Below are 26,954 nucleotides of genomic sequence, written 5' to 3' on the forward strand. Positions count from 1 at the left end.
CGACCTTTACTTTTATTTTCCAAATTCAATAATCATAGATTGGTGTGCTGCTAAAATCAAGTTTTGGGTAAAGTCTACTTTTTTTCCACTCGAGATATCTTTCCCTTCCTTGTGATCTTTTGTCAAGATGTTGTAATGATTGTTGGGTAGTACTTGTTCTTTGTCGGTACTGTTTAAAACAATCATTTCGGTTTTGCTTTCATTAGTACGAACATACACGTATATTCCGTTCTGCGGAATATGGTACTTTACAGTTTTGTTTTCTAACATCTTCTTGTCTAGTTTTGATTTGCGGGTGCAAAGATATACAGCAGTCTTATCAAGTAAGAATAAAAATTGGAAAAATATGAGATATCTTTTATTTTTAATGACATAAATCAATAGTTTAGATTTTGATTTTTGCTTAAAAATGATATAAAAAAGAAGAGACCCTTGATAAGAGCCTCTTCTTATAGTGTATAAATAAACATCTTTTAGATAAGGAATCCCAGTAAAATACCGGCAGCAACGGCAGAACCGATAACGCCAGCTACGTTAGGACCCATGGCATGCATCAAGAGGTAGTTGCTTGGATCGTATTCCAAACCGATAACCTGCGAAATGCGGGCTGAGTCGGGAACTGCAGATACACCTGCGTTTCCGATAAGCGGATTGATTTTATTTTCTTTCTTCAGAACCAGATTGAATATCTTGACAAATAAAACTCCGGATGCAGTCGCGATTACAAATGATAACGCTCCCAATGCAAAGATTTTGATAGAGTCCATAGTAAGGAATTCGGAAGCTTGAGTAGAAGCACCTACTGTGAGTCCCAACAAAATGGTAATAGTGTCAATCAGCGGACCACGGGCAGTTTCTGCCAAACGGCGTGTAACTCCACTTTCTTTCAAAAGATTACCGAAGAAAAGCATACCCAGCAACGGCAGACCTGACGGTACAAGGAAGCAAGTCAGCAACAGACCTACGATAGGGAACATTACTTTCTCTGTATGTGATACAGCACGAGGAGCTTTCATTTTAATCAGACGTTCATGTTTGGTGGTCAGTAAACGCATGATAGGCGGTTGTATCACTGGAACTAATGCCATGTATGAGTAGGCTGATACAGCAATCGCTCCCATGAGGTTAGGTGCCAGTTTGGAGGAGAGGAAGATAGCCGTAGGACCGTCTGCTCCACCGATAATACCGATAGCGGCAGCTTGCATCGGATCGAATCCGATTGCCAGTGCAATCATATAAGCTCCAAATATACCGAATTGAGCGGCTGCACCGATTAGCATCAGTTTTGGATTTGATATCAAAGCCGAGAAGTCGGTCATGGCACCAATTCCCAGGAAGATAAGCGGCGGATACCATCCGGATGTAACTCCCTGATAGAGAATGTTGAGCACGGAGCCTTCTTCGTAAATACCTACTTTCAATCCGGCTTCCATATTGAATGGAATATTGCCTATCAGAATACCAAATCCGATAGGAATGAGCAACATTGGCTCAAATTCTTTTGCTACGGCAAGATAAATGAAGAATATACCGATGAGCAGCATGATAATATGCTGGTATGTTGCATTGTAGAAGCCGGTATATGTCCAGAAATCTGCCAAGTTATTTTGTAAAAAACTAACAAATTCTCCCATAATTATTCAATGATTATAAGGTCCGTACCTTCCAGAATAGATTCTCCTTTGCTGACATTGATTGCTGTCACTTTACCGTCGCGGTCAGACTTGATATCGTTTTCCATTTTCATGGCTTCCAGTATCATCAGTGTTTGTCCGCGTTTTACAGTATCTCCTTCTTTTACTTTAATTTCCAGAATAACACCTGGTAACGGTGATTTAATACCCGATTTACCACCACTTACAGCTGGTCTGCTGATTGGAGTAGGAGGTGCTGCCGGTGTAGTAGATTCAGTACGTACTACAGGTTTGATTTTGGGTTTAGCCTGTTTTTCCAATTCTACAGTGTATGAAGTACCGTTTACTTCTACACGTACGTTGTTGTCTTCTATATCGCCTACAGTTACTTTATAGAGATTACCGTTAATTTTATATTTATATTCTTTCATTGTTTTATTCTTTAGAGATTATTTTTTATGAGGCGTTTCGCGCAAAGTATAGATTTTTGAACTCCAAGGAGAATAGCTTCGTTTCACACGGCTGATGGTAAGAATGGTTTCTTCCACATCATGGTCGGCTCCTTGAGCTTCGTGAAGTGCCATTGAAATAGCAGCGATGATTTCTCCCGGTGCTTCTCCCAGTCCTTTTTCTTTTGCTTCTTGTTTATCTGTAATATTATGTGCTTTCATTGCATTGCGTTTACGCAAAACGATGGCTGTCTTACCGATAAATTTAAAGCAGATATAAAGCAGAATCAATCCTAAGAATACGACACTCATGGCAGAAATAGCCATACCGATTCCGGCTGGGTCGTGTTGTTCGAATTTATCCATTTTAGGATTGCTTTCTATCGTCTTGTTGTTAGTACTTGGAGTTACATACTTTTCAGCACTGTCGTCTTTTACCTCCCACTGGTTGTCTGCATCACTGACGCGTGCATACGATTGGTTGGCTTTTAGAATGCCGGCAGGTACTACGACCTGGTCCAGAAGTTTACGTCCCGAGTCATAAAGACCAATCCAGTTGGCATTGTTTTTGTCTAATACAAAATTGGTATGGAATGTTCCTCTTCTTGGAGTCCCGTCTGCCCAGAATAAAGTATGCTGGCGTGGTTTGATGCTGGTCAATACATCACCTTTAGGAATAAAATAGGTAATGGTATCTCCTGGCTGACTGCTTACTTTCAGCAGACATCCTGCCAGATCGGCTGTGCTATATGCTTTATTGAATATTTCAATCCATCCGCTGTGAATACCATAATCGTCTTGGAAGTTACTTTGGTTGTCTACTAAGACTTCATTAATCACCAGCTTGTTGTTCGGTTTCTGCTTGGTGCAGGAACTGAAAACAGCCAACAGCAGCAAGGATAGGAATATTCCGGCTTTATGTTTGTTCATAAATACTCTTTTTTTAAGGTTATTACAATGGAATATTGCCATGTTTCTTGGCTGGATTGCTCAATTTCTTGGTCTGTAACTGCTGCAATGCACGAATGATACGGAAACGTGTATTGCGTGGCTCTATTACATCATCGATATAGCCATACTTGGCAGCATTGTACGGATTGGCAAACAGTTTGGTATATTCTGCTTCTTTTTCAGCCATGAATGCTTTAGGATCTGCAGCTTCTTTGGCTTCTTTTGCATACAATACTTCTACGGCTCCGGCACCACCCATTACTGCGATTTCTGCAGTAGGCCATGCATAGTTCATGTCGCCTCTCAACTGCTTACAGCTCATTACGATATGTGAACCTCCGTACGATTTACGTAAAGTAACTGTAACTTTAGGAACAGTAGCTTCGCCGTATGCATACAACAGTTTGGCTCCATGCAGAATGACTGCGTTATATTCTTGTCCGGTACCCGGAAGGAATCCTGGAACATCGACTAAAGATACGATAGGAATGTTGAATGCGTCGCAGAAGCGTACGAAGCGTGCACCCTTACGAGATGCATTGCAGTCTAATACTCCGGCAAGGAATTTAGGCTGGTTTGCCACGATACCTACAGACTGGCCGTTGAAACGTGCGAAACCGATAATGATATTTTTGGCAAAGTCACGTTGTATTTCAAGGAATTCACCGTTGTCTACAATAGCTCCGATGACTTCGTACATATCGTATGGCTTGTTAGGACTGTCGGGGATAATTTCGTTTAAGGAATCCTCCAGACGGTCGATAGGGTCTGTACAGTCTACATAAGGAGGTTCTTCCAGGTTGTTCTGAGGAATGTAGCTCAGCAACTTGCGGATTAATGCCAGACCTTCTTCTTCGGTGGAGGCAGTGAAGTGGGTTACTCCCGAACGGGTAGAGTGAACGCTTGCACCTCCCAGATCTTCTTGCGAAACATCTTCACCTGTTACAGTTTTTACTACTTTAGGTCCGGTAAGGAACATATACGATGTACCTTCCATCATCAAAGTAAAGTCTGTCAATGCCGGAGAATACACTGCACCACCGGCGCAAGGACCAAAGATACCCGAAATCTGAGGAATCACTCCCGAAGCAAGAATGTTACGCTGGAAAATTTCAGCATATCCTGCCAGTGCATTGATACCTTCCTGAATACGTGCACCACCCGAGTCGTTGATACCGATACAAGGAGCACCCATTTTCATGGCCATATCCATCACTTTACAGATTTTCAGAGACATAGTTTCCGACAAGGAACCTGCCGATACGGTAAAGTCCTGTGCAAATACATATACCAGACGTCCTTCAATTGTACCGTAACCGGTTACGACACCATCGCCCAGATAATGTTTCTTGTCCATACCGAAGTTTGTACAACGGTGTTTGACAAACATATCCATTTCTTCGAAACTGCCCTCGTCCAATAGCATGGCGATACGTTCGCGGGCTGTATATTTTCCTTTTGCGTGTTGTTTTTCGATTGCTTTTTCACCACCACCCAAACGAGCCTGGGCACGTAGTTCAATCAGCTCTTTTACTTTTTCAAGTTGGTTACTCATGGTATTAGAATATTTATTGATTGATAAATAAAAGATGGAGATTTCAGGCTTGCAGCAGCAAAGAGAGGGAAGAGTTGAAAGCAAAAGGTTAACACAAGATTGCATTCTGAACATAGCGAAGGGATAATTTCGGCAAAGCCTGTCTCATGATTGCATTTGAGATTTTCGCTACGTTCAGAATGTCAAAAACGATATTATCATTTTGTTTTGATACACCTCTATTTCTTTTTGCAGTTGCTGAATCCTGAAAAATCAGTTCATCTTCTGAAATTATTTTTCACATAATTCGGTCAGGATTCCCATTGTAGATTTTGGATGTAAGAATGCAATGTTCAATCCTTCTGCTCCTTTGCGTGGAGCTTTGTCGATGAGTCGGATACCCTGGGTTTCTGCTTCTGCCAGTGCATTGGCTACTCCGTCTTCTACTGCAAATGCTACATGATGTACTCCCATGCCTCTGTTTTCTATAAATTTGGCAATTGTACTTTCCGGACAAGTCGGTTCAAGCAACTCCAGTTTGGTATCGCCACATTTAAGAAAGGCTGTTCTGACTTTCTGATCTTCTACAGTCTCAATATTATAGCATTTTAAACCAAGTACGTTTTCGTAATAAGGAAGGGCTTCTTCGATGCTTTTTACAGCAATACCCAAATGTTCGATGTGAGAAATTTTCATAATCGTGTTGTTTTTTATTGGTATTAAGCTTAAAGTTTCATTTATCAGTTGCACAAAGAAAGTAATTTTGTGCTGAAAAACGAAACTTTTGCAAGATTTATTTTAATGGGTGATGTTTTTTATTTTGTAGTGATACGGCGAGGATTAAATGAGATGAACGGGAAGTATAAATATTGTAGATAATGGAAAAATTTTGTTTTTCAGTGATTTATCTTCTATGGAGTAAGTCCTTCCTTTTAATCGGCGACGTCGGATGCAGATTCGGCGTCGTTGGATGTATAGCCGTTGACGTTGGTTATATATTCAACGACGTGGGCTATATGTTTTATCTCACCATGTAAAAATACTTTATTTGCAAGATAAAATAACGTACAGTGGAATAGGGGTTATGGTTATACGTAGATCTTGATAAGCAGTTTGTTCAGCCAGTTCCAGCGGATTTTAAACCAGCGTCGGCTACTGAGTTGTTTCCCTCCGAAGCGTAGGATAAAATCGCGGTAACTGTATTTGCGGAAAGGAAGGCCGGCATCAATAAATTCAAAATGTGTATATTGGTGTTTGGCTGCGTATGTCATGGCATTCCATACGGATAAAACTCCCGGATACAATCGGGCGTATGTCTTTCTCATACCACCGGAGAACAGCAGGTAAGCGGTATTGCCCGAAAACAGGCAGACTGCACCTCCTATAATTTTGTTTTTATACCTGACTAAAAAGATTTTTCCTAACTCTTTGTTGCCGGATTGGCGGATGAGTGATATAAAGAACGAGTAATCGGGGAGATAACGGTGTATCTTGGGAGAATAATATTTTTTCAGCATAGAGAAAAAGGCTTTTACATCTTGCTCGTTGTGGGCAATGTCTATAACGGCTCCGTTTCTTATGCCGTGGTTTATCTGGCGCTTGCGCGATGCGCTCATCCATTTGTCTATTGTTTCATGGTGGATGGAGTTTCGTACACGTAACCATCGTATCGGGAAGTATCCGTTCTGCCGGAAATATTTGTATCCGAAAAGAGGCTTCTCTAAATTGCGGAATTCGATAAGAAAGGACTGATCGGAAAATCGCCGGGTAAAATAGGAAAGGAACTCGCCGAAAATTGCTTCCTCTTTGCCTGGTGTCGTAAAGTATTCTCCGGTGCCGTAAACATAAGTCTTATTCGTAAAGCCCAGCAGACGGAAGTTACGCCTTGTGATACATAATAATTTGCCGATGACTTTCTCTTTTTCCGTAGCTACCAGCATGATAGGCTGATATCCAGAGGTCTGTTCCAATACTTGAAACAACTCTGAAGAGTGGAAGATGTTCGAACCGGGCAGGGAGGGAAGATCTTTGGAATTATAATATGTAGTCAGTCGGATACTCATCGTTTTATGCAAATATATAATTTTTTGTTGAGCATTCCGAGTTTAACTCTTATATTTGTCTGGCTAAAACTTTTAATTTATGGAGAATTTCAGCGATTTACTCAAAAACAGACGCAGCATGCGTAAGTTTACGGAGGAGGAATTGACTCAGGAAGAAGTGGTGACTTTGTTGAAAGCCGCTCTGATGGCTCCTTCTTCCAAGCGCAGCAATTGTTGGCAGTTTATAGTTGTCGACGACAAGGAAACCCTCGACAAGTTGTCTCGTTGCAAGGAATCGGGCTCTGCTTTTCTGAAAGAGGCTGCACTTGCGATTGTAGTTGCAGCCGATCCTTTGGCCAGTGACGTATGGATTGAAGATGCTTCGGTAGCTTCTATTCTGATACAGTTGCAGGCAGAAGATTTGGGATTGGGCAGTTGTTGGATTCAGGTACGCGAACGTTATGTGGCTACCGGAATGCCGTCTGATGAGTATGTGCGTGCCATATTGGGGCTTCCTTTGCAGCTTCAGGTGTTGTCTATTATTGCCATCGGGCATAAGGGAATGGAACGGAAGCCTTTCAACGAGGAACATCTGCAATGGGAGAAAGTGCATATTAATAAGTATGGAGGACAGTAAGCATGGCTGTTAAGGTTTCTTCGCAAAAGGATACATATAAGGCTACGGCAGTTTTCCTGGTACTGATGGGAGTGTTGTATCTGTTGGACAAATGGATTGACTTCTCCGATTATAATCTGGATTGGGTAATGCAGAAGGATACTATGTTGCTGTATGCAGCTGTTACATTTCTGTGGTTTAAGTCGGACAAATCGGTAGGACTTATTTTAGCTGGTATCTGGCTCATTCAGAATATTGCATTGGTGACTGCTTTATTAGGACAGGTGTCAACCTATTTGCTTCCACTTACATTGTTGTTGATAGGGGTATTGCTCTATTGGCTGTCGTCCAAATGAAATAAAATGAAAGATGAATAAGGATAGACTGATGAAAATAGCACTGATTGGTGCAGGAAATGTAGCTACACATCTGGGAAAGGTCTTGAAGGAGAAAGGATATGAAGTCTGTCAGGTATACAGTCGTACCGAGCAGTCTGCCGCTGCATTGGGTACACTGTTGGACTGTGCTTATACTACTTCTCTGGAGGATGTAACGGCAGAAGCAGAACTGTATATCGTATCGGTAAAAGATGCAGTGTTGCAGGATTTGATTCCGGTACTGGTAAAAAGAAATCCGCAAGCCTTGTTTGTGCATACTGCCGGCAGCATGCCTCAAAGTGTATGGGAAGGTCATGCTGTACGCTACGGAGTGCTTTATCCGATGCAGACTTTCAGTAAGCAGCGACCGGTGGACTTTGCTGAAGTTCCTTTTTTTGTAGAAGCCTGTGTGGCAGACGACTTGCATTTGTTGAAAGAGTTGGCAAGTACATTGTCTCCTAAAGTCTACGAAGCTACGTCCGAACAGCGCCGTTATCTGCACATCGCAGCAGTATTTGCCTGCAATTTTACAAATCATATGTATGCCGTGTGTGCACATTTGCTGTCTGCACAGCATTTGCCGTTTGAGGCTATGCTTCCGCTTATCGACGAAACGGCACGTAAGGTACATCACTTGTCGCCAGTAGAAGCACAGACAGGTCCGGCCTGCCGATATGATGTAAACGTCATCGAACGTCATCTGGAGATGTTGGCTTCCGAACCGGAACTGGCAGCTATGTACGAACAGATAAGTAAGAATATTCACAATTATACGATTTCTAAAAATCAGAAACCATGATAAATTACGATTTGACAAAAATAAAGGCATTGGTCTTTGATGTAGATGGTGTGCTGAGTGCGGAAACCATCGTTCTTCACCCCAATGGAGAACCTATGCGTACCGTCAATATTAAAGATGGATATGCGCTTCAGCTTGCGGTGAAATGTGGGTTGCATGTAGCCATCATTACCGGAGGAAAAACCGAGGCTGTACGTTTGCGCTACGAAGGATTGGGTATCAAGGATATCTATATGGGGGCTGCTGTCAAGACCAGAGAATATGCCGATTTTCTTTCGAAATACAATCTGAAAGCAGAAGAGGTGCTCTATATGGGAGATGATATTCCCGATTATGAAGTCTTGCGTCTGGTAGGACTGCCTTGCTGTCCGGCTGATGCTGCTCCCGAAATAAAGGCGGTTTGTACATATATCTCTCATCGTAACGGGGGATATGGCTGTGGACGTGACGTGGTAGAACAGGTATTGCGTGCTCAAGGTAAATGGATGTCTCACGAAGCTGCTTTTGGCTGGTAAGAAAGGAGTTGGTTATGCTCGATAACTTGAAGAAATATAAGATAATATTGGCTTCCAATTCGCCACGCCGCCGCGAACTCTTGTCTGGCCTGGGAGTGGATTACGAAGTGAAGATTGTACCGGGTATAGACGAAACATATCCGGAGTCATTGAACGGAGAGGAAATACCGGTTTACATTGCCCAGGAAAAAGCGAATGCATATCGTATTTCCCTGCAGCCGGATGAGTTGGTGATTACAGCTGATACGATAGTGTATGTAGACGGCATGGTGCTGGGTAAGCCTGTAGATGAGGCTGGTGCCTGCCGTATGTTGCGCATGCTTTCGGGGCGTACGCATCAGGTAATTACCGGAGTTTGTCTGACGACTGTAGACTTTCAGAAGTCTTTTGCTTCGGTAACGGAAGTGACATTCGATATGCTGTCGGACGAGGAAATCGGTTATTATGTAGAGAAATACCATCCGATGGATAAAGCCGGTTCGTATGGAGTACAGGAGTGGATTGGCTTTGTAGGTGTGACCGGACTGAAAGGTTCGTACTATAACGTGATGGGGCTTCCGGTACAGCGCTTGTATAAGGAACTGAAAGAGTTATAGTCCGTTTTAATGAGATTATATATAAAAGGATTCTGTAATCTTCTTGTAAGGAAAATTGCAGAATCCTTTTTTATATGGCTTGATTGTTCTTTCAGTATCTTTTTAGTCTCCTCGATAATAATACAGGAGAGAATGACGGGCTATGAAGTCGGCATTACGCTGTACTAATTCCTGTTCGCCATGCACCGGCAACTGAGCATCTGGAATGAGCTGATGCTCGATGCAATAAGACAGTAAGTCGGGCGGACAGACTGTTTCTTCGGTGAGCAGACGGAAAGCGTGTTTTTGAGCCTCTTCTTTATTGTATAGCTTGTTGGCGCTGTCTGCAATGTATTCGCAAATGTCTTTGGCCAGCAGAATACCTTTTTCCGGATTACTCACCAAAATAAAGTTCCGGTGGTTTTTCATTTGTGGCAGTGTATGTTCATCATCGTCTGCCCATCCCAATATTTGGGTAAGGAAATGGCGTAACTCGCCGTATCCGTTGAGGTAGGCAATATGTTTGCCGTTGTTTCCATTGGTAAAACGCTGGTAGGTGTTGGCATTCTTCTCTTTTGTTTTCAGTGGAATAACCGGTTCGGGAGTGTACAGTCCTTTGATTTGTTTCCACGAAGCATTCTTGCTCAGTAAATCCATCCATTCGTGCAAGAACAGTGCCAATGGTCCGGTAGGTATAATGAATCGGTCCTTGGGAGTAACTCGTTCGATATAAGGCTGCATGGATGGTTCAGTCAGATAGGTGTGTCCGAATAGCCAGGTCAGTTTCCGGTCGGCATCCTTCTCATCTTTGAAATCGTGGAAATAGTTTTCCAGTACATCGTTTTCGGGAGCTTCTTCGTATGCCTTACATAAAATTTGATAGAATGATTGGGACAGGCGATGAATCCGCTCGTCGTTAGGGTTGATATAACTGTGAGGGTAGAGTGCCTTCTGCCATGTATTCCATATAATAAAGCGAATATCCTCTTCGTTTACTTCTTCATCTATATAGTCGGTGGAAACCGCATAAAAAGGTAATGCAGTATGATAAAGACGACGATGTTCTTGGCGGAAGCTGTTCCATAAACCAAGATTGGAAATAATGTCTTCCAGATAGGCAGCCGTATATGTACAGAGCTTTTTCCGGAAATGAACCGGGAGTTCTTCCGGGATAGAAACAGTATATAACTGGTTGGACAAATCGATAAAGTATTTGTCTGAGGGCTGCTGACTTGTATAGGGGTGTATAGATAGCCAGTCTTTAGGATAAATAGCAGATTGATTCATAAAATGGAACTTAATGTTTGGTAAAAAGAGTGATGAGCATGGAGCAGGCGGCCATGCAGATACCTACTCCTGTTACACCGGCCCATTCAAAACTGTGCCAGAAAGTTCCGGCAAGGAATGTTCCCAACGACCCACCTAAAAAGTAAGTGGTCATGAAAATTGTATTCATTCGGTTGGATGCATGAGGAGCCAGAGAAAGTGCACAAGTCTGATTGCTTAATTGCACACACTGCATACCAATGTCTATCAAAATAATACCGGCAATGATTCCGATATAGCTGTTTTGAAATACATATAGTATAATCCATGATAGAATCATGATGGAACATCCGATGTAGTTTAATTTTCTCACGCCCAATATACGGACGTACTTACCTACCAGTGAAGCGGTCATGGCTCCTGCTATACCACATAACCCTAACATACCGATGATGTTGTTTCCTGCGTAAAACGGTTCACCGCTCATCTTGAAGGCAAGACAGGCCCATAAAGACAGAAAGCATCCGAAACACAGTCCGGCGCGGGCAGAAACCATACGCAATGTAGCATTGTCTCTGATGAAAGAGAAAACAGATTTCATCAGCCCCCAATAAGTTCCTTTATAGTTGACGGGCATATTGGGAAGGGTACGTATAACGACAAGAATACTGAGCAGCATTAAAATGGCTGCAATATAATACATGGTTCTCCATCCCCAATATTCTCCTACTATACCGCTGACGACCCGTGAACCTAAAATTCCGGTCAGTAGTCCGCTTACCAATATACCGATATTCTGTGATTTCTTTTCTGGTTGGGAGAATTGTGCGGCAATGGGGATAAAGATTTGTGGCATTACCGAACAGATTCCAGTAATCAAAGATACTGCCAAGGTAAAGTATATATGACTGGATATGGCAAATCCGAACATGGATAGAGCCAATAGCAGAAAGTTTGTTACAATGATATGTTTCCGCTTGTACAAGTCACCCAAAGGAATAATGAACAGCAATCCCAGTGCATAACCTATTTGTGTAACCATAGGGATAAGATTGGCAGTAAACTCGGATATGTTTAAGTCTTCACTAATCCGATTTAGTAGTGGTTGGTTGTAATACAGATTAGCTACGGATATACCGGAGATGATGGCTAAAGTCCATAATAAGGAGGATGGAATACCTTTGTTGTCTTCTAATGTTTGTTTCATGGTTGCAAAGGTATATTATTTTGTAGTTTCAGGATCTATGGGGACTGTATTTTCTTTTTTATATGCAGCAAATCCTTTGATTTTTACACGCTCTTTTTGGGTCTCTTCATTTATTGCAGCTGAGCTTAATTGGTTCATATTGTCTTTTACGGCATTGTGTGTATCGAAAAACGAATCCAATAGCATTTTCATGTGTTCTTCCAATTCTCCTTCATTGGGGGAGAAGAAGGTATGACATCGAGAGTGCAGGCCTATAGTCTTTTCATCTTCATCGGCCATATAGACTGTAGTAATAAGAGAGTTTATATTGGTTAGATTAATGATTTCTTTTAAGAATGGCAGTGCCTCATTATCTGTACTGATGGATCCCCACCATGGGTTCCATATCATGATGAACCGGTTTTCCGGTTCGGTTGCAATGTAAAAGTCTTCACCTTGGTATTTGAAACATATATGTTCTTCAGAATTGATTTCCGGTTGGCATCCTATTTTTTTCAATACACTGAGGACAAGGTCTTGAGTTGAGATATCGTCGAGTTCGTTTTTTGTCATTCGTTCGATATGTTCCAGTTTTCTTTTGCGTTCATTCAAAAAGTGGAGAATGAATAAAGCGATGGGCCACATAGCCAATGCAATGACGGCTATAAGCATGGTTATATCTGAAATGCTGTTCATATAGATAAAAGTTTAAGGTTTCTTACTATTGAATATCTAAATATAAAAAGAAAAGAGATAACATGTGTCTTTTATGATGCTTTTATACTTTTTTAAATGAGTTTCATGCAGCGAAATTCTCTTTTCGTTGTTTTATAGATGAACATTAAAAAATGGAGATTATGAAACGGATTTTATTTTTCATGGTAGTAGCCCTGATCTCAATGAGAGGGTATGCTCAAATACAGACTCCGGAGCAAGAATTGACTCGGGAACAAAAGAAAGAGTTGCAGGCACGCTTAGACAGTCTTATGTTCTGTGAGGCAGAACAAGCTATTAATCAGAAGGCTTTTACATTGGAAGCAGATCGTGTAGTTTTTAAATATGGCCAGACTGCTTACGTGTCTTCGAATACTAATTTTGTTTCTGTAAACGGTGATGAAGCTGTGGTACAGGTTGCTTTCAATATTCCGGTAAGCGGCCCCAATGGTATTGGAGGAGTAACGGTAGAAGGTAAGCTTACCAACTATGAAGTGAAAAAAGACAAGAAGAATAATATTCGAGTGTCTATGAATGTGATGGGTACTGGAATTTCTGCTCGTATAGACATTTTCTTACCTAATGGAGGAAATAATGCTTCAGTAGACATTACACCGAATTTTAATTCAAATAGACTTTCTTTGTCAGGTGCATTATTGCCTATAGAAAAGAGTAATGTGTATAAAGGACGCTCGTTTTAGTATAAAACAAGAAAATTGTTGAGACTTATGAAAAAAATGTTATTATTGGCTTGTATGACATTGGGGATGATGTCATGCGAGAAAGATCCGGATTTTGGACAAATGGATGCCAACTTGGTTGTATATACAGATCACGACAACAATGTGGATTTTGGCAAATATCAGACTTATTTTCTGCCAGATAGTATATTGGAAATAGGTGGATATAAAGCAACTTATTGGAAAGACGAGAATGCAATGCAACTTATTTCCAAAGTAGAACAGTATATGAATGAGAGAGGGTATACACGTCTGACAGAACCAGAACAAAAAGAAGACGCAAATATTGGTTTACAGTTGTCGTATCTTGCCCAATCTACTCAGATTGTAACAGGTGGCTATTGGAATGGCTGGTGGAACTGGGGATTCTGGGGAGACTGGTGGGGAGGATGGTATTATCCGTATCCTGTATCTTATTCTTATGATACCAATGCATTGATTATTGAGATGGTTGACTTGACGTCAAAAGAGGAAGGGGATGAAAATAAACAGCTTCCTGTGGTATGGTATGCCAGTGCATCGGGCTATAGTTATGGCAATGGAAAAACCAATCTGTTGTTTTTGTTGGATGGTGTAGATCAGGCTTTTGCTCAGTCGGATTATATTACACGTAACAATTAAGGGGAGGATATAATATGAAGACAAATAAATTGTTTCGAAAAGTAGCAATAGTAGCCTGTGCATTATCGTTTTTTACCGTGCAGGCACATGCACAATGGAATTCTGAAAAGTTGCATTTTACAGTAGACTGGCAGATGAATGCTCCGTTAGGTACTGATTTTGCAGAGAAAATAAGTGGTTGGGGAATGAACTTTGAGGTTGCTTATGAGGTACTTCCCAAATGGGAGGTTGGAGTATTTGCCAATTTTCATACTAATCATAAATATGTAGGTCGCCAAACATTAGCTTTGTCGCCTACAGAATCACTTACAACAGATCAGCAGCGTTCTGCCTATCAGCTTCCTTTTGGTGTTACTACATCATATAATCTGTATGAGGGTTCGCACGTAAAGCCCTATGTGGGAGTGAAACTTGGAACAATGTTTGCTCGCAATACCACATATTATGGCAGCAGAGGATTGTATGATGAGGCTTGGGGCTTTTATGTATCTCCAGAGATTGGTTTGAAAATCTATCCTCGAACAGACAGACGTTTTGGCTTTCATGTAGCAGGTTTTTATAACTATGCAACCAATCATACTCAAACCTTATTGGGAGATATCGACGGACAGAGTGATGTCGGATTCCGTTTGGGTATTCTTTTCTAATCTAATTTGATTTTTCAGACATATAACACTTTATAGAAAGAGAGAAAGAAGAAAGGCCAATCTGGCAGTGGTACCGGATTGGCCTTATGTTTTGTATTCTAAATTTATTTGTCGTCTTTAGGCATCATGGTTCCTTCTACGTAAAGTCTGGTAATTTCTTTTTTTCCGTTAGTACGAAGTGTGATAGACTTGCGGAAATGTCCAGGAAATTTACCTGTTCCATCGTAAATTATAGTAATTTCACCACCTTCTCCCGGTTTGATTGGTTCTTTGGGATAGCGTGGAACAGTGCAACCGCATGAGGCAATAGCCTGATGGATAACCAATGGTCCGTCTCCCGTATTCTTGAATTGGAATTTACATGTTACTTTAGGATTATTTTCAGAGAAAGTTCCAAAGTTGTGTGTAGTCTTGTCGAATGTAATCTCCGCAGTACCTTGTGCCAGTACAATCAAGATACTTGATACTAAAAATAAGGTTGTAAGAAAAATCTTTTTCATTTTTATTCATTATTAAAAAACGTCTAAAAATACTGCTTTTGTTTGTATTATCAGGCGATTCGTTTGTTTTTTAACATTTTAATTATCCTCTACTTATCTGTTTTACACCTTTTACTGTTTTAATTTTCTTTATCAGTGCTTCCAGTTTAGAGGTATCATCTACCATGACAGTCAGCATTCCTGAAAACAGTCCGTCGTGTGAATCAATACTGATGGAGCGCAACAGAATACTGTTTTCTTTGTTTATGATAGAAGTGATATTGGTCACGATTCCTATATCATCATGTCCTACAATTCTCAGCGTAATAGGATATTGCTTGCCGGTACTTTTGCCTGCCCAGCGTGCGCGTACGATGCGGTAAGGAAAGCGTGCTTTCATTTCCTTTGCATTGGGGCAGTCGCAGCGGTGTATTTTGATACCTCCGGAAATGGTTACAAATCCAAACACTTCATCTCCGTAAATAGGATTGCAGCATCGTGCCAGATTAAAGTCTATTCCCTTCAGATTCTGGTCGATTACCAGCACATCATCTTTATAATAGTCTTTTCCTTCTGTACTTTGCTGTATGTTGAAGTTCTCGGCACTTCTGTAGATAATTTCATCCCGCTGTTCATTTTCTTTACGCTGCAGTTCAAGATATTTGTCAATGACCTCGTTGATGTCCATCGTTTCGCTGGCAATACTTTGATAGAAGTCGGTGACCGTCTTGAAGCCCAATTTACGAATCAGTCTCATCAATACCGCTTCATCATATTCCAGTTTGCGGTTTTTGAATTTACGCTCCAATGTCTCTTTGGCAAATTGAGTTTGCTTTGCTGCTATTTCTTTCAGTGCCTGACGTATTTTTGTACGGGCTTTCGACGTAGTAACAAAGTTCAGCCAGTCTTGTTTGGGAGTCTGGGTATTCGAAGTCATGATTTCCACCTGGTCGCCACTGTTCAGTGTCTGACGCAGTTGGGCATTCTTGCCGTTTACCCGTGCACCAATACACCGGCATCCCAGGTTGGAATGGATGGTAAATGCAAAGTCCAGAATGGTAGCTCCTTGCGGTAACTTATACAAATCACCTTTAGGAGTAAATACAAAGACCTCGTCCTTGTACAAATCCAGCTTAAACTGGTCCATTGCTTCCATGTCACTGTCTGCATTCTCCAGTGTTTCGCGGATAGAATTCAGCCATTCATCCAGTCCGGTTTCTCCCTTTATTCCTTTATATCTCCAGTGAGCTGCCAGACCTTTTTCTGCTATTTCATCCATACGCTCGGTACGTATCTGTACTTCTACCCATTTTCCTTCCGGACCCATTACTGTGATATGAAGAGATTCGTATCCGTTGCTTTTGGGCACAGAAAGCCAGTCGCGCAAACGTTTGGGGTTAGGCAGATACATATCGGTTACAATGGAGTAAGCCTGCCAGCATTCCTGTTTCTCTTTTTCAAGAGGAGAGTCAAGGATGATACGTATGGCGAAGAGATCGTACACATTTTCGAAAGGACAGTTCTGTTTCTTCATCTTCTGATAGATGGAGTGAATAGATTTGGTACGTCCTTTCATATGAAAGTGCAGTCCGGCTTCTTCCAGTTTCTTTTGTATAGGTTGGATAAAAGTTTCAATGTAGCGGTCTCGTGCAGCCTTGGTTGCATTTAATTTATCCTTGATATGATAATAAATATCGTGCTGGGTATATTTCAGCGATAAATCTTCCAGCTCCGATTTCAGTTTATACAAGCCCAGTTTATGAGCCAATGGAGCGTAAAGATAAGCAGCTTCATTGGATACCTGCAGACGAGCTTCCTCGTTGTCACTGTCTTTAATCTGTCGCATTAAGTTGACACGGTCGGCTATCATAATCAGAATAACCCGCATATCTTCAGCAAAAGAAAGCAGCAGATTACGGAAATTTTCCGATTCTATGGTAGGGCTTTTGGCATAAAGTTCATTGATTTTTACCAGGCCATGTATGATACCGGCTACATCTTCTCCGTATTTCTGCCGTACAGATTCCAATGTGCATAGATTATACTTTACAGACTCGTGTAGCATGATGCCAATGATGGAAGCCCGGCGCATACCAATTTCTTCAGCTACAATTACGGCTGTCTGCATATCTTTGATAATCGGATTCATGCCGAATGCATTGCGTGGAATGTTTCCTTCCGACATGACTTTTATAAGATGTGTTTTTAGATGTTTACAGTCATCTTTTTGAAGAGTATCTCCCGATAGTTGCAGAAGTTTTTTGTATAGTGTAAATAGCTGTTTATACTCTTTAGGATTAAAAAAATCTTGCTTTTCCATGACATGCATTCATTTCGTTGTGGGTAAAGATAGTTTTTTTCTTTCTCTTTTTGATAATCTTGCAGGTTTTTTTATACATTTGGGCAAAGTTATTAGGATAGACCGTTTATATTAACTTATTAAATTTATCATATATGTTAACACACGAAGACAAGGAATTATTAGCAAAAAAGGGGATTTCAGAACAGCAGATTGCTGAACAGTTGGCTTGTTTTGAAAAAGGCTTTCCTTATTTAAAATTGGCTGGAGCAGCCTCGGTGGAAAACAGGGGAATTATGATTGCTGATGCAGACGAACAGAAAAAATATCTGGCTGCATGGGATGCGTATAAAGATACTGATAAAAAGGTCGTGAAGTTTGTTCCGGCTTCGGGAGCAGCCAGCCGTATGTTCAAAAACCTGTTTGAATTTTTAGGAGCAGACTATAGCGTACCTACTACTGATTTCGAGAAAAAATTCTTCGATCATATTCATAGCTTTGCTTTCTATAATGACTTGAATGCTGCTTGCTTGGACAATACCGGTAAAAATATCGATGCACTGGTTGCAGAACACAACTACAAGGCTGTTGTTTCTAATTTGCTCGAAGGTGCCGGCTTGAATTATGGAGCGTTGCCTAAAGGACTTCTTAAATTCCATCGTTATGCGAATGGCGTTCGCACTCCGTTGGAAGAACATTTGGTTGAGGGAGCGTTGTATGCAGCTGGTAAAACCGGACAGGTAAATGTACATTTTACCGTTTCTACCGAACACAAGGCTTTGTTCAGCCAGCTGGTTGAAGAAAAAGTGGCAGAATATGCCAAGAAGTATGGAGTAAGCTTCAATGTAAGTTTCTCTGAACAGAAACCGAGCACAGATACATTGGCTGCCGATATGGAAAACAAACCTTTCCGCGATAATGGCAAACTGGTATTCCGTCCGGGTGGTCATGGTGCATTGATTGAAAACCTGAACGATCTGGATGCGGATATCGTGTTCATTAAGAATATTGACAACGTAGTACCAGACAGACTGAAAGGGGATACAGTTACTTATAAGAAGTTGCTGGCCGGTGTATTGGTTACTTTGCAGCAGCAGGCTTTCCAGTATTTGAAGTTGCTGGATGGCGGACATTATAGCCACGATCAGTTGGAAACCATTATCCGTTTCGTACAGCAGCAGTTGCGTTGCCGAAAGGAAGACATCAAGGATTTGGAAGATGCCGACCTGGTAATCTATTTGCGTAAGAAACTGAACCGCCCGATGCGTGTATGTGGTATGGTGAAGAATGTAGGCGAACCGGGTGGTGGCCCGTTCTTGGCTTACAATCCTGATGGAACTGTTTCTTTGCAGATTTTGGAAAGCTCGCAGATTGACATGAAGGATCCGGAAAAGAAAGCTATGTTCGAACAGGGTACACACTTCAATCCGGTTGATTTGGTTTGTGCAATACGCGACTACAAAGGTAACAAATTCAATTTGCTGGATTATGTAGACAAAGCTACAGGATTCATCTCTTACAAGTCGAAGAATGGTAAAGACCTGAAAGCACTTGAGTTGCCAGGTTTGTGGAACGGTTCGATGAGCGACTGGAGCACTGTGTTTGTAGAAGTGCCTTTGAGTACTTTCAATCCGGTAAAAACTGTCAACGATTTGTTGCGTGAACAACATCAGTAAGTTTGATGGAATAGAATAAAACTTATTCTTAGATAGCAAAGGGTGTACTTCTCAATGAAAGAGAGAAATACACCCTTTTTTATGTGGTATGTGTATCGGATAAGTCGTTTAGGATATGGAATAATCCTTACATGATACCGCTTGTGTTTTGTATCCGACGACGTCGGCTGCACGGTCGGCGACGTCGGTTATAAAGCCAACGTTGCCGATTTTACAGCCGACGTCGTCGATTGCAGTACGTGATAACTCCTGCAACCTGCCGATTCTTGGATTACAGACTGCCTTTGCTGGAAGGTATTTCGTAGTGGTAAATGTCGCGGCGTACGGCAGCCCGTATGCTTCGGGCAAAGGCTTTGAAAATACCTTCTATCTTGTGATGTTCATTTTCACCTTTGGCTTGAATATGAAGGTTCATGTGGGCGGCATCGCTCAGCGACTTGAAGAAATGAAGAAACATTTCCGTAGGCATTTCTCCTATTTTCTCGCGTTTGAATGTGGCATCCCATACCAGCCACGCCCGTCCTCCGAAGTCGAGAGCCACTTGACACAGGCAGTCGTCCATCGGAAGGCAATAACCGTAGCGCTCTATTCCACGCTTGCTTCCCAAGGCTTTATAAAGACATTCGCCCAATACAATGGCAGTATCTTCGATGGTATGATGCTCGTCTACTTCCAGATCTCCTTGTGCTTGTATAGTGAGGTCGATTTTTCCATGTTTGGCTATCTGCTCCAGCATGTGGTCGAAGAATTTCAGTCCCGTAGAAATGTTGCATTTTCCTTCACCGTCCAGATTCATCCGGATATAGATATCTGTTTCGTGTGTGGTACGCCGGACTTCTGCTGTACGTTCCTGTGCAAACAGATATTCGGTTATTTTATCCCAGTCGGTTGTGGCAAGTACGCAGACAGATTGCAGTTCGGGAGAAGTCAGCAGAGACTTGTCGTTTTGGAGCAAAATGGCTTTACATCCCAAGTTCAATGCCAATTCTACGTCGGTCGCACGGTCTCCGATGACAAAACTGTGAGCCAAGTCGTAGTCAGGATTATCCAGATACTGAGTCAGCATACCGGTGCGAGGCTTTCGGGTAGGAGCATTGTCTTCGGGAAAACTGCGGTCGATAAAGATTTGGTCGAACGTAATGCCTTCTTGTTCGAAAGTCTTCAATATAAAGTTGTGCACCGGATAAAAGGTGTCTTCCGGAAAAGAAGCCGTACCCAAGCCGTCCTGATTGGTGACCATGGCAAACTCGAAATCCATCTTCTGACGGATGAAATATAAATTGCGGAACACTTTGGGGTAGAACTCCAACTTGTTGAAGGAGTCGAGCTGATAGTCGATAGGAGGTTCTATGACCAATGTTCCGTCTCGGTCGATGAATAATACTTGTTTTTTCATAATGCTTGAGAAGGGTGAAACTGTTTTAATGCTTCCAGCAGTGCGTCGTTTTCCGGGCGTGTACCAATGGTAATACGCAGGCAGTTGTGACACAGAGCGATGTGTGTACGGTTTCGGACGATGATGCCCTGTTGTACCAGATATTCGTATATCTGTTTGGCATCGGTTACCTTTGCAAGGAAGAAGTTAGCTTCCGTTGGATAGATATGCAGGCAACAGTCCAAAGCAGAGAACTCGTCGATAAGCCGTTTCCGTTCTTCTAATAACGATTTCACCCAACGCTGTACTTCGTAATGCTTCTGGCTCATTAATATAGCCTCATGCTGCGTCAGGCGGTTTACATTGTACGGATATTTTATCTTATTCAGAATCTGTATAATCTGTGGCGATGCGAATGCCATGCCTAAGCGTATGGCTGCACATCCCCAGGCTTTGGAGAAAGTGTGTAGTACGATGAGGTTAGGGTGTTCGCTCAGTTCTTCAAGAAAAGAAGGCTCGTTGGCGAAGTCGATATATGCTTCGTCGAGTACAACAATCCCTTGAAAGTCGGAGAGTAGAGAGTATATTTCTTTTCTGTTCAAGGTATTTCCGGTAGGATTGTTCGGCGAACAGAGAAAGATGAGTTTGGTATGTTCGTCGGATGCGGCAAGCAGGTCGGCTGCCTTGAACTGAAAGTCTTTGTCGAGCAGTACCTTTCGATACTCCACATCGTTTACATCGGCACATACCTGATACATTCCGTATGTAGGGTCGATAGCTACTACATTGTCGACTCCCGGACGGCAGAAAGCGCGGAAAACGAGGTCGATAGCCTCATCACTTCCGTTCCCGAGAAAGATTTCCTCTGTTCTTACCTTCTTTACTGAAGCAATGATGCTTTTCAGTTCATGTTGCAAAGGGTCCGGATATCTGTTGTTGGGATGATTGTATGGATTTTCGTTAGCATCCAGAAAGACCGATGCTTCCGCTCCACTGTATTCGTCGCGGGCCGATGAATAAGGCTTGAGATTCCAAATATTGGGTCGTGTAAGTTCTTGTAAAGATTTCATAAACTTGTGTTAAAGTAGTCTGACGGTAATTGCATTCTTATGTGCATCCAGGTGTTCGTTGGCGGCTAAAGTCTGGATGGCTGGTCCAATCTGTCTGATGCCTTCGCGTGTAATTTCCTGGAAAGTAATTTTGCGTATAAAGCTATCGAGACTGACGCCACTGTATGCTTTGGCATATCCGTTGGTAGGAAGAGTATGATTGGTTCCGGAGGCATAGTCGCCTGCACTTTCCGGTGAATAAGAACCCAAAAATACCGAACCGGCATTGACTATTTGTCCGGCTACTTCCATGTAGTTTTCAGTCTCGATAATGAGGTGTTCCGGAGCGTATTCGTTGGTCATCCGTATTGCCTCCTGCATATCTTTTACCAGAATCAGCTTGCTGCTTTCCAAGGCCTTTTGAGCAATCTCTTTGCGGGGAAGTTCTTCCAGCTGGCGCACGACTTCGGCTTCCACCTGCTTGAGAAGCTCTTCGGATGTGGTTATCAGAATAGCCTGACTGTCTGCTCCGTGTTCTGCCTGAGAGAGTAGGTCGGAAGCCACAAATACAGGATTGGCGGTTCCATCGGCTAAAACAGCGACCTCAGAAGGTCCTGCCGGCATGTCGATAGCTACATCGTGCAAGGATACCTGCTGTTTGGCTACAGTTACATATTGATTTCCCGGTCCGAAAATCTTGTATACTTTAGGTACACTCTCTGTTCCATAAGCCATGGCTCCGATAGCTTGTACGCCTCCTATTTTATAGATGCGGCTTACTCCGGATACTTGGGCTGCATATAGGATAGCCGGGTGTACTTTTCCTTCACGGTTGGGTGGGGTGCATAGAATGATTTCCTTACACCCTGCAATCTGGGCCGGAGTGGCAAGCATCAGTACGGTAGAGAACAAAGGGGCAGTTCCTCCGGGAATATACAGACCTACTTTTTCAATGCCGACAGCCTTTTGCCAGCATGTTACTCCCGGTTGTGTGGTAATTTTCTTGGTTTCAAATTTTTGTGCAGCATGAAAGGTGGTAATGTTCCGGTGAGCCAGAAGAATAGCTGCTTTCAGCTCTTCGTCAACTTCTTTCTCAGCTTCTTCAAATTCGGACGAAGAAACTTGAAGTGTGCTCAGCTGTACCTTATCGAACAGTTCTTCGAATTTTATTACGGCTTTGTCTCCTTCGTCTTTGATTTGCTTTAAGATACTGGATACAGTTTCTTGTATGGCATCTGTTTTCAAGGCAGACCGTTTCAACAAACTGTTCCACTCGTTTTCTGCAGGATAGTATATCGTATTCATAGTAGTTTTCTTTTAATTTTTAAAGAACCATCTTTTCTATAGGCAATACCAGTATGCCTTGTGCGCCCAATGCTTTTAGTTTTCCGATGATTTCCCAGAAACATTTCTGGTCGAGTACGGTATGTATACTGCTCCATCCTTCGGTAGCCAGAGGCATAATGGTAGGACTTTTTATACCGGGCAATGCTTCTGTGATTTCTTTCAGACGGTCGTTGGGTACATTCATCAGAATGTATTTCTTGTCTTCAGCAGCTTTTACGGCACGGATTCTGAAGAGCAGTTCCTCGAGAATTTCTTTCTTTTCTTCGCTCAAGGCTTTATTCCCAATGAGCAAGGCTTCGCTCTTCATTACCGTTTCTACTTCTTTAAGATTATTGCTTATCAGGGTAGAACCGGAGCTGACGATGTCGAAAATAGCATCGGCCAGATGAATGCCCGGTGCAATCTCTACAGAACCGGTGATGAGGTGGATATCGGCTTCGATTTGCTGTTTGTCGAGGTATTGCTGGAGGATATATGGGTAGGAAGTGGCGATTTTCTTTCCGTTGAACCATTGTACTCCGTTGTATTCTATTTCCTTAGGAATGGCTAAGGATAGTCTGCACTTGCTGAATCCTAACCGGTATATGATGTCGGCATCTTCGTTGCGTTCTATAAATTCGTTTTCTCCAACAATTCCCAGGTCGGCCACTCCACTGGCTACACATTGAGGAATGTCATCGTCTCTGAGGAACAATACTTCTATCGGGAAATTGGTAGACTGAGTCAGCAAGGTGCGTTTGGAAGTCGATAATTTGATATCTGCTTCGGCTAGTAAGGACATTGTATCTTCGAATAAGCGTCCTTTCGATTGTACTGCAATTCTAAGCATATTGTTTCTTTTTTAGAGGTTAGACGTTTTGAATAATAATAAAAAAGGCTTACCGGAATAAACGGCAAGCCTTTATATTGGACTACATAACTACACGACACCTCAGCCTACCGTTTTTATTTCGTTAGGATGATGATGGTGCAAGTATGTAGATGTAAATTTATTCATTTTGCTTTGTTGTTTGTGGCAAATGTAAATTGTTTATTTGTAATATCCAAAAGATTGATGTAAAAAAATATATTTTTCTTTCAAATTGTATGTTGTTCCTTTTTGAGGCTTGCTTTTTTACTCATGGGTATGACAATCTTCTGTCTCTTCTTCTGTTCTGCAGCCGTGGAAGTGCATTTCCTTGATGGCCTTTTCTGCCGGATAGGCAAAGTAAGTACATACGGCGCTGGTACAGACTTCTCCTTCTGAATTGCAGATGCAAGCATCAATGATGACGATATTTCGCTTTTGCTCCCGAATAGAAGCACGTAATGTAAGTTTACCTCCCGTTGTATAGATAGGTTTCATGTATCGGGTTTCCATTTTCGAAGTGACTCCGGCTGTCTGTAGCTTACGGATAATAACCCATCCACATATCTCGTCGAGCAGTGTGGCTTGTATGCCTCCATGCAGCGTATTGAACCATCCTTGATATTTGGCTTCGGGTTGCCAGAAGCTGATGATTTCATCGCCTTCTTCATAGAACTCCATCTGAAGTCCGGATTCATTTTGAGGAGCACACCCAAAGCAATAATATCCTTCTGTATCTTTCCAAGGGTTGATAATCTTTTTCATTACAATGTCGTTTTAAAATTCATAATCGGTGCATGCCCTGTCTTGCTTGGCATCTTTGAGGATGGCGGCAGCTGCTTGGTGAGCGGGATGTATGGCGTAGTTTTTTACATCTTCCAATGAGTCGAACTCACTTTCCAGACAGATATCCCATTTTTCGTCTGCATTTATATTGATGCCTACATATATTTTCCGGATAAAGGTAATGGTAGATGGAAGGGCTTCAATAGCCTCTTTAAAGCTTTTCATTACGTTCTGCTTTTCGTCTTGAGATAAATTTTCTTTCAGTTTGAATAAAACAATGTGCTTGACCATAGTTATTTATTTTATTAATTCTTGTATTTTTGTATTTAGACAAAGGTATAACTAATTATTGAATTTATAGATATGATTATTATCGGAATTGCAGGAGGAACAGGCTCCGGAAAAACAACAGTAGTGAAAAGTATTATTGAAAGCTTACCAAAAAATGAAGTGGTTATACTTCCTTTAGATTCTTATTATAAGGATAGTAGCCATGTGCCGGTAGAAGAAAGACAGAATATTAACTTTGACCATCCTAATGCTTTCGACTGGAAGTTGCTGTCCGAGCATGTAGCGGCTTTGCGCAAAGGAGAATCAATAGAACAGCCTGTGTATTCTTTCCTTACCTGTACCCGACAGCCGGAAACTATTCATCTGGAACCGCGGAAAGTTATTATTATTGAGGGGATTCTGGCTCTCAGTGATAAGAAACTTTGCGGACAAATGGATTTGAAGATATTTGTAGACGCAGATCCTGATGAACGTTTGATTCGTGTTATCCAGCGTGATGTGGTGGAACGGGGACGTACGGCTGAAGCGGTGATGGACCGTTATATGAAAGTGTTGAAACCCATGCATCAGGAGTTTATAGAACCGGCAAAAAGATATGCAGATTTGATCGTACCTCAAGGTGGACATAATAAGAAAGCTATAGAAATTCTGAAAATGTACATTGAAAGAATCGTTGAAAAATGAAATGGCTTTCGCTTGTTGCATTGATGACTTGCTTTGTGCTGTACGCTTGTCAGGGAGGGAAGCAGCAGGAAGAATGTAAGTTTGATTTGCCGCAAATCAAGGAGAGGGGAGAGTTGGTTGTTCTTACAACCAACAGTTCTACTTCTTATTTTAACTATCGGGGAGAACCGATGGGGTTTCAGTATGAACTGGCACTGCAGTTTGCTCATTCATTAGGAGTTAAATTGAAACTGAAAGTAATGAATTCCTCTGCGGAGATGATCAATAGTTTGCTGAGGGGAGATGGAGACCTGATAGCTTACAATCTTGCTATGACCAATTCGGGTAAAGACAGTTTGTTGTATTGCGGTGAGGAACATATTACCCATCAGGTAGTAGTACAGAGAAGAGGGAAAGAAGCATTGAAGGATGTGACTCAATTGGTGGATAAGGATATTTACGTGTATCCGGGTAAGTTTTATACGCGAATTGTCAATCTGAATAATGAACTTGGAGGAGGTATCCGTATTCATAAAGTGGAACCGGATAGTCTTTCGGAGGAGGATCTTATCACGTGGGTAGCAGAAGGGAAAATTGATTATACCATTGCTACCAATGATGTGGCCAAGATAAACCGTACTTATTATCAGAATCTGGATATCGGATTGGTAATTAGTTTTGATCAACGCTCTTCCTGGGCGGTAAGGAAAACTTCTCCGTTGTTGGCTGAGGCTGCCAATAAATGGCATCGGGAGCATGTGAATTCTCCGGAGTTTAAAGCAAGTGCCCGGCGTTATTTCGAACTGAATAAGCGGGTCTCACATGGAGCAATTCTGTCTGTAAAGGAAGGTAAGATTTCGTATTATGACGATTTGTTCAAGAAATATGCGACAACCATAGGGTGGGACTGGCGTCTGCTTGCAGCTTTGGCTTATACAGAGTCTAATTTCAATCCATCTACAGTATCTTGGGCGGGTGCATGTGGCCTGATGCAACTGATGCCAAAAACAGCAAGAGCAATGGGAGTGCCTGCCGGTAAAGAGCACGATCCGGAGGAAAGCATCAAAGCAGCAGTGAAGTATATAAAGATATTACAGAATATGTTTGCCGAGGTTCCGGATGCATCAGAAAGAACAAAGTTTGTATTGGCCGCTTATAATGCGGGTAGTGGACATGTAACGGATGCAATGGCGCTTTCGGAGAAATATGGAAGGAATCATTATATTTGGGAGCATAATGTAGCTCATTATATTTTGCTGAAAAGTCATGAGGAATATTATCAAGATCCTGTCTGCAAGAATGGATATTTCCGTGGAACAGAAACGTATAATTTTGTACGTGAAGTAACGGAACGTGCTGAGATATATAAGCAGAAAATTAAATATTAATAGGATTCTGATAGAGGTCAAGATTACTTTAACGGAGGAAATAGTGAGAACGGGAAGGAACATATTCTGTTTTTCTCGTTCTTTTTTA

29 protein-coding genes are annotated in these 26,954 nt (G+C 41.9%); 11 read left to right on the plus strand and 18 right to left on the minus strand.

Annotation, left to right across the window (positions count from 1 at the left end; genetic code table 11):
- Nucleotides 1-12: 12 nt before the first annotated feature.
- The 7 genes from WKU26_RS10635 to WKU26_RS10665 all read right to left on the minus strand — a co-directional run bounded on the left by WKU26_RS10635 (nucleotide 13) and on the right by WKU26_RS10665 (nucleotide 6,631).
- Complete coding sequence (locus WKU26_RS10635) at nucleotides 13-270, minus strand: cyclomaltodextrinase C-terminal domain-containing protein (protein WP_178266241.1); 258 nt, start codon at nucleotides 268-270, stop codon at nucleotides 13-15.
- A gap of 203 nt (nucleotides 271-473) precedes the next feature.
- A complete protein-coding gene (locus WKU26_RS10640; RefSeq protein ID WP_340321981.1) occupies nucleotides 474-1,634 on the minus strand; it encodes a sodium ion-translocating decarboxylase subunit beta in 1,161 nt (386 codons plus the stop codon).
- 2 nt (nucleotides 1,635-1,636) lie between these two features.
- Entirely contained in the window at nucleotides 1,637-2,065 is a 429-nt protein-coding gene (locus tag WKU26_RS10645; protein ID WP_178266239.1) for an acetyl-CoA carboxylase biotin carboxyl carrier protein, read from the minus strand.
- A gap of 18 nt (nucleotides 2,066-2,083) precedes the next feature.
- A complete protein-coding gene (locus WKU26_RS10650) occupies nucleotides 2,084-3,013 on the minus strand; it encodes an OadG family transporter subunit (RefSeq protein WP_178266238.1) in 930 nt (309 codons plus the stop codon).
- A 22-nt stretch (nucleotides 3,014-3,035) separates the two neighbouring features.
- Nucleotides 3,036-4,589: an acyl-CoA carboxylase subunit beta gene (locus WKU26_RS10655; protein WP_340321982.1), complete on the minus strand. Its 1,554-nt coding sequence runs from the start codon at nucleotides 4,587-4,589 to the stop codon at nucleotides 3,036-3,038.
- A gap of 270 nt (nucleotides 4,590-4,859) precedes the next feature.
- Entirely contained in the window at nucleotides 4,860-5,264 is a 405-nt protein-coding gene (mce, locus tag WKU26_RS10660) for a methylmalonyl-CoA epimerase (RefSeq protein ID WP_178266236.1), read from the minus strand.
- A gap of 392 nt (nucleotides 5,265-5,656) precedes the next feature.
- Complete coding sequence (locus WKU26_RS10665; RefSeq protein ID WP_340321983.1) at nucleotides 5,657-6,631, minus strand: GNAT family N-acetyltransferase; 975 nt, start codon at nucleotides 6,629-6,631, stop codon at nucleotides 5,657-5,659.
- 79 nt (nucleotides 6,632-6,710) lie between these two features.
- Here WKU26_RS10665 and WKU26_RS10670 point away from each other — a divergent pair, with 79 nt between their 5' ends.
- Genes WKU26_RS10670 through WKU26_RS10690 form a run of 5 tightly spaced genes read left to right on the plus strand, consistent with a single transcriptional unit; the run spans nucleotide 6,711 to nucleotide 9,513 of the window.
- The gene (locus tag WKU26_RS10670) at nucleotides 6,711-7,247 is read left to right on the plus strand and encodes a nitroreductase family protein (RefSeq protein WP_178266234.1); all 537 of its coding nucleotides are present in this window, start codon (nucleotides 6,711-6,713) and stop codon (nucleotides 7,245-7,247) included.
- 2 nt (nucleotides 7,248-7,249) lie between these two features.
- Complete coding sequence (locus tag WKU26_RS10675) at nucleotides 7,250-7,582, plus strand: hypothetical protein (RefSeq protein WP_178266233.1); 333 nt, start codon at nucleotides 7,250-7,252, stop codon at nucleotides 7,580-7,582.
- A 31-nt stretch (nucleotides 7,583-7,613) separates the two neighbouring features.
- Nucleotides 7,614-8,402, plus strand: coding sequence for a Rossmann-like and DUF2520 domain-containing protein (locus tag WKU26_RS10680; RefSeq protein ID WP_340322000.1), 789 nt, complete (start codon nucleotides 7,614-7,616; stop codon nucleotides 8,400-8,402).
- Nucleotides 8,399-8,917, plus strand: a complete 519-nt coding sequence (locus WKU26_RS10685; RefSeq protein WP_178266232.1) for an HAD hydrolase family protein — start codon at nucleotides 8,399-8,401, stop codon at nucleotides 8,915-8,917. The genes WKU26_RS10680 and WKU26_RS10685 overlap by 4 nt, the downstream gene beginning before the upstream one ends.
- A 14-nt stretch (nucleotides 8,918-8,931) precedes the next feature.
- The gene (locus WKU26_RS10690) at nucleotides 8,932-9,513 is read left to right on the plus strand and encodes a Maf-like protein (protein ID WP_340321984.1); all 582 of its coding nucleotides are present in this window, start codon (nucleotides 8,932-8,934) and stop codon (nucleotides 9,511-9,513) included.
- A 102-nt stretch (nucleotides 9,514-9,615) separates the two neighbouring features.
- Here the strand turns inward: WKU26_RS10690 and WKU26_RS10695 are convergent, their stop codons facing one another.
- The 3 genes from WKU26_RS10695 to WKU26_RS10705 are packed head-to-tail and all read right to left on the minus strand — an operon-like array spanning nucleotide 9,616 to nucleotide 12,631.
- On the minus strand, nucleotides 9,616-10,779 hold the full coding sequence (locus WKU26_RS10695; RefSeq protein ID WP_340321985.1) for a DUF3843 family protein: 1,164 nt from the start codon (nucleotides 10,777-10,779) through the stop codon (nucleotides 9,616-9,618).
- Between the two features lie 10 nt (nucleotides 10,780-10,789).
- Nucleotides 10,790-11,965 carry an MFS transporter gene (locus WKU26_RS10700; RefSeq protein WP_340321986.1) on the minus strand — a complete coding sequence of 392 codons (1,176 nt, stop codon included), beginning with the start codon at nucleotides 11,963-11,965 and terminating at the stop codon, nucleotides 10,790-10,792.
- Nucleotides 11,966-11,980: 15 nt separating this feature from the next.
- Nucleotides 11,981-12,631, minus strand: coding sequence for a hypothetical protein (locus WKU26_RS10705; protein ID WP_340322001.1), 651 nt, complete (start codon nucleotides 12,629-12,631; stop codon nucleotides 11,981-11,983).
- Nucleotides 12,632-12,801: 170 nt separating this feature from the next.
- On the opposite strand from WKU26_RS10705, the gene WKU26_RS10710 reads away from it, so the two are divergent.
- Genes WKU26_RS10710 through WKU26_RS10720 form a run of 3 tightly spaced genes read left to right on the plus strand, consistent with a single transcriptional unit; the run spans nucleotide 12,802 to nucleotide 14,666 of the window.
- Nucleotides 12,802-13,359 carry a DUF4251 domain-containing protein gene (locus tag WKU26_RS10710; RefSeq protein WP_340321987.1) on the plus strand — a complete coding sequence of 186 codons (558 nt, stop codon included), beginning with the start codon at nucleotides 12,802-12,804 and terminating at the stop codon, nucleotides 13,357-13,359.
- 27 nt (nucleotides 13,360-13,386) lie between these two features.
- A complete protein-coding gene (locus WKU26_RS10715; protein ID WP_340321988.1) occupies nucleotides 13,387-14,019 on the plus strand; it encodes a DUF4136 domain-containing protein in 633 nt (210 codons plus the stop codon).
- 14 nt (nucleotides 14,020-14,033) lie between these two features.
- Nucleotides 14,034-14,666: an outer membrane beta-barrel protein gene (locus WKU26_RS10720; RefSeq protein ID WP_340321989.1), complete on the plus strand. Its 633-nt coding sequence runs from the start codon at nucleotides 14,034-14,036 to the stop codon at nucleotides 14,664-14,666.
- Between the two features lie 104 nt (nucleotides 14,667-14,770).
- On the opposite strand, the gene WKU26_RS10725 is transcribed toward WKU26_RS10720, so the two are convergent.
- Nucleotides 14,771-15,166: a DUF1573 domain-containing protein gene (locus WKU26_RS10725; RefSeq protein WP_340321990.1), complete on the minus strand. Its 396-nt coding sequence runs from the start codon at nucleotides 15,164-15,166 to the stop codon at nucleotides 14,771-14,773.
- 82 nt (nucleotides 15,167-15,248) lie between these two features.
- Nucleotides 15,249-17,465: a RelA/SpoT family protein gene (locus tag WKU26_RS10730; protein WP_340321991.1), complete on the minus strand. Its 2,217-nt coding sequence runs from the start codon at nucleotides 17,463-17,465 to the stop codon at nucleotides 15,249-15,251.
- 134 nt (nucleotides 17,466-17,599) lie between these two features.
- On the opposite strand from WKU26_RS10730, the gene WKU26_RS10735 reads away from it, so the two are divergent.
- Nucleotides 17,600-19,120: a DUF4301 family protein gene (locus WKU26_RS10735; protein ID WP_178266223.1), complete on the plus strand. Its 1,521-nt coding sequence runs from the start codon at nucleotides 17,600-17,602 to the stop codon at nucleotides 19,118-19,120.
- A 271-nt stretch (nucleotides 19,121-19,391) separates the two neighbouring features.
- Here WKU26_RS10735 and hisB read toward each other — a convergent pair whose 3' ends face one another.
- From hisB to WKU26_RS10765, 6 genes are all read right to left on the minus strand, one after another.
- Nucleotides 19,392-20,516, minus strand: coding sequence for a bifunctional histidinol-phosphatase/imidazoleglycerol-phosphate dehydratase HisB (hisB, locus tag WKU26_RS10740; protein ID WP_340321992.1), 1,125 nt, complete (start codon nucleotides 20,514-20,516; stop codon nucleotides 19,392-19,394).
- Nucleotides 20,513-21,565, minus strand: coding sequence for a histidinol-phosphate transaminase (gene hisC, locus WKU26_RS10745; RefSeq protein WP_340321993.1), 1,053 nt, complete (start codon nucleotides 21,563-21,565; stop codon nucleotides 20,513-20,515). The genes hisB and hisC overlap by 4 nt, the downstream gene beginning before the upstream one ends.
- Nucleotides 21,566-21,574: 9 nt before the next feature.
- Nucleotides 21,575-22,849 (minus strand): histidinol dehydrogenase, encoded by a 1,275-nt coding sequence (gene hisD, locus WKU26_RS10750; protein WP_340321994.1) that lies wholly within the window; start codon nucleotides 22,847-22,849, stop codon nucleotides 21,575-21,577.
- A gap of 19 nt (nucleotides 22,850-22,868) precedes the next feature.
- Nucleotides 22,869-23,720 carry an ATP phosphoribosyltransferase gene (gene hisG / locus WKU26_RS10755; protein ID WP_178266219.1) on the minus strand — a complete coding sequence of 284 codons (852 nt, stop codon included), beginning with the start codon at nucleotides 23,718-23,720 and terminating at the stop codon, nucleotides 22,869-22,871.
- 285 nt (nucleotides 23,721-24,005) lie between these two features.
- The gene (locus WKU26_RS10760; protein WP_340321996.1) at nucleotides 24,006-24,503 is read right to left on the minus strand and encodes a PaaI family thioesterase; all 498 of its coding nucleotides are present in this window, start codon (nucleotides 24,501-24,503) and stop codon (nucleotides 24,006-24,008) included.
- Between the two features lie 12 nt (nucleotides 24,504-24,515).
- Nucleotides 24,516-24,815, minus strand: coding sequence for a Dabb family protein (locus WKU26_RS10765; RefSeq protein ID WP_269878903.1), 300 nt, complete (start codon nucleotides 24,813-24,815; stop codon nucleotides 24,516-24,518).
- Nucleotides 24,816-24,887: 72 nt separating this feature from the next.
- Here WKU26_RS10765 and udk point away from each other — a divergent pair, with 72 nt between their 5' ends.
- On the plus strand, nucleotides 24,888-25,499 hold the full coding sequence (gene udk, locus WKU26_RS10770; protein WP_178266216.1) for a uridine kinase: 612 nt from the start codon (nucleotides 24,888-24,890) through the stop codon (nucleotides 25,497-25,499).
- Nucleotides 25,496-26,866: an MltF family protein gene (locus WKU26_RS10775; protein WP_340321997.1), complete on the plus strand. Its 1,371-nt coding sequence runs from the start codon at nucleotides 25,496-25,498 to the stop codon at nucleotides 26,864-26,866. Before udk ends, WKU26_RS10775 begins: the two co-directional genes overlap by 4 nt.
- The last annotated feature ends 88 nt before the right edge of the window (nucleotides 26,867-26,954 follow it).

The sequence above is a fragment of the Phocaeicola sp. HCN-40430 genome, from assembly GCF_037890285.1.
Taxonomy (GTDB): domain Bacteria; phylum Bacteroidota; class Bacteroidia; order Bacteroidales; family Bacteroidaceae; genus Phocaeicola; species Phocaeicola acetigenes.

Coding starts and splice junctions, on each gene's coding strand:
- WKU26_RS10655 (WP_340321982.1), bottom strand. CDS start 4,589: ATGAGTAACCAACTTGAAAAAGTAAAAGAGCTGATTGAACTACGTGCC.
- WKU26_RS10720 (WP_340321989.1), top strand. CDS start 14,034: ATGAAGACAAATAAATTGTTTCGAAAAGTAGCAATAGTAGCCTGTGCA.
- WKU26_RS10725 (WP_340321990.1), bottom strand. CDS start 15,166: ATGAAAAAGATTTTTCTTACAACCTTATTTTTAGTATCAAGTATCTTG.
- hisD (WP_340321994.1), bottom strand. CDS start 22,849: ATGAATACGATATACTATCCTGCAGAAAACGAGTGGAACAGTTTGTTG.
- WKU26_RS10730 (WP_340321991.1), bottom strand. CDS start 17,465: ATGGAAAAGCAAGATTTTTTTAATCCTAAAGAGTATAAACAGCTATTT.
- udk (WP_178266216.1), top strand. CDS start 24,888: ATGATTATTATCGGAATTGCAGGAGGAACAGGCTCCGGAAAAACAACA.
- WKU26_RS10680 (WP_340322000.1), top strand. CDS start 7,614: ATGAAAATAGCACTGATTGGTGCAGGAAATGTAGCTACACATCTGGGA.
- WKU26_RS10640 (WP_340321981.1), bottom strand. CDS start 1,634: ATGGGAGAATTTGTTAGTTTTTTACAAAATAACTTGGCAGATTTCTGG.
- WKU26_RS10645 (WP_178266239.1), bottom strand. CDS start 2,065: ATGAAAGAATATAAATATAAAATTAACGGTAATCTCTATAAAGTAACT.
- WKU26_RS10775 (WP_340321997.1), top strand. CDS start 25,496: ATGAAATGGCTTTCGCTTGTTGCATTGATGACTTGCTTTGTGCTGTAC.
- WKU26_RS10665 (WP_340321983.1), bottom strand. CDS start 6,631: ATGAGTATCCGACTGACTACATATTATAATTCCAAAGATCTTCCCTCC.
- WKU26_RS10760 (WP_340321996.1), bottom strand. CDS start 24,503: ATGAAAAAGATTATCAACCCTTGGAAAGATACAGAAGGATATTATTGC.
- WKU26_RS10765 (WP_269878903.1), bottom strand. CDS start 24,815: ATGGTCAAGCACATTGTTTTATTCAAACTGAAAGAAAATTTATCTCAA.
- WKU26_RS10710 (WP_340321987.1), top strand. CDS start 12,802: ATGAAACGGATTTTATTTTTCATGGTAGTAGCCCTGATCTCAATGAGA.
- WKU26_RS10670 (WP_178266234.1), top strand. CDS start 6,711: ATGGAGAATTTCAGCGATTTACTCAAAAACAGACGCAGCATGCGTAAG.
- WKU26_RS10685 (WP_178266232.1), top strand. CDS start 8,399: ATGATAAATTACGATTTGACAAAAATAAAGGCATTGGTCTTTGATGTA.
- WKU26_RS10700 (WP_340321986.1), bottom strand. CDS start 11,965: ATGAAACAAACATTAGAAGACAACAAAGGTATTCCATCCTCCTTATTA.
- WKU26_RS10735 (WP_178266223.1), top strand. CDS start 17,600: ATGTTAACACACGAAGACAAGGAATTATTAGCAAAAAAGGGGATTTCA.
- hisC (WP_340321993.1), bottom strand. CDS start 21,565: ATGAAATCTTTACAAGAACTTACACGACCCAATATTTGGAATCTCAAG.
- WKU26_RS10675 (WP_178266233.1), top strand. CDS start 7,250: ATGGCTGTTAAGGTTTCTTCGCAAAAGGATACATATAAGGCTACGGCA.
- hisB (WP_340321992.1), bottom strand. CDS start 20,516: ATGAAAAAACAAGTATTATTCATCGACCGAGACGGAACATTGGTCATA.
- WKU26_RS10635 (WP_178266241.1), bottom strand. CDS start 270: ATGTTAGAAAACAAAACTGTAAAGTACCATATTCCGCAGAACGGAATA.
- WKU26_RS10690 (WP_340321984.1), top strand. CDS start 8,932: ATGCTCGATAACTTGAAGAAATATAAGATAATATTGGCTTCCAATTCG.
- WKU26_RS10650 (WP_178266238.1), bottom strand. CDS start 3,013: ATGAACAAACATAAAGCCGGAATATTCCTATCCTTGCTGCTGTTGGCT.
- WKU26_RS10715 (WP_340321988.1), top strand. CDS start 13,387: ATGAAAAAAATGTTATTATTGGCTTGTATGACATTGGGGATGATGTCA.
- WKU26_RS10695 (WP_340321985.1), bottom strand. CDS start 10,779: ATGAATCAATCTGCTATTTATCCTAAAGACTGGCTATCTATACACCCC.
- mce (WP_178266236.1), bottom strand. CDS start 5,264: ATGAAAATTTCTCACATCGAACATTTGGGTATTGCTGTAAAAAGCATC.
- hisG (WP_178266219.1), bottom strand. CDS start 23,720: ATGCTTAGAATTGCAGTACAATCGAAAGGACGCTTATTCGAAGATACA.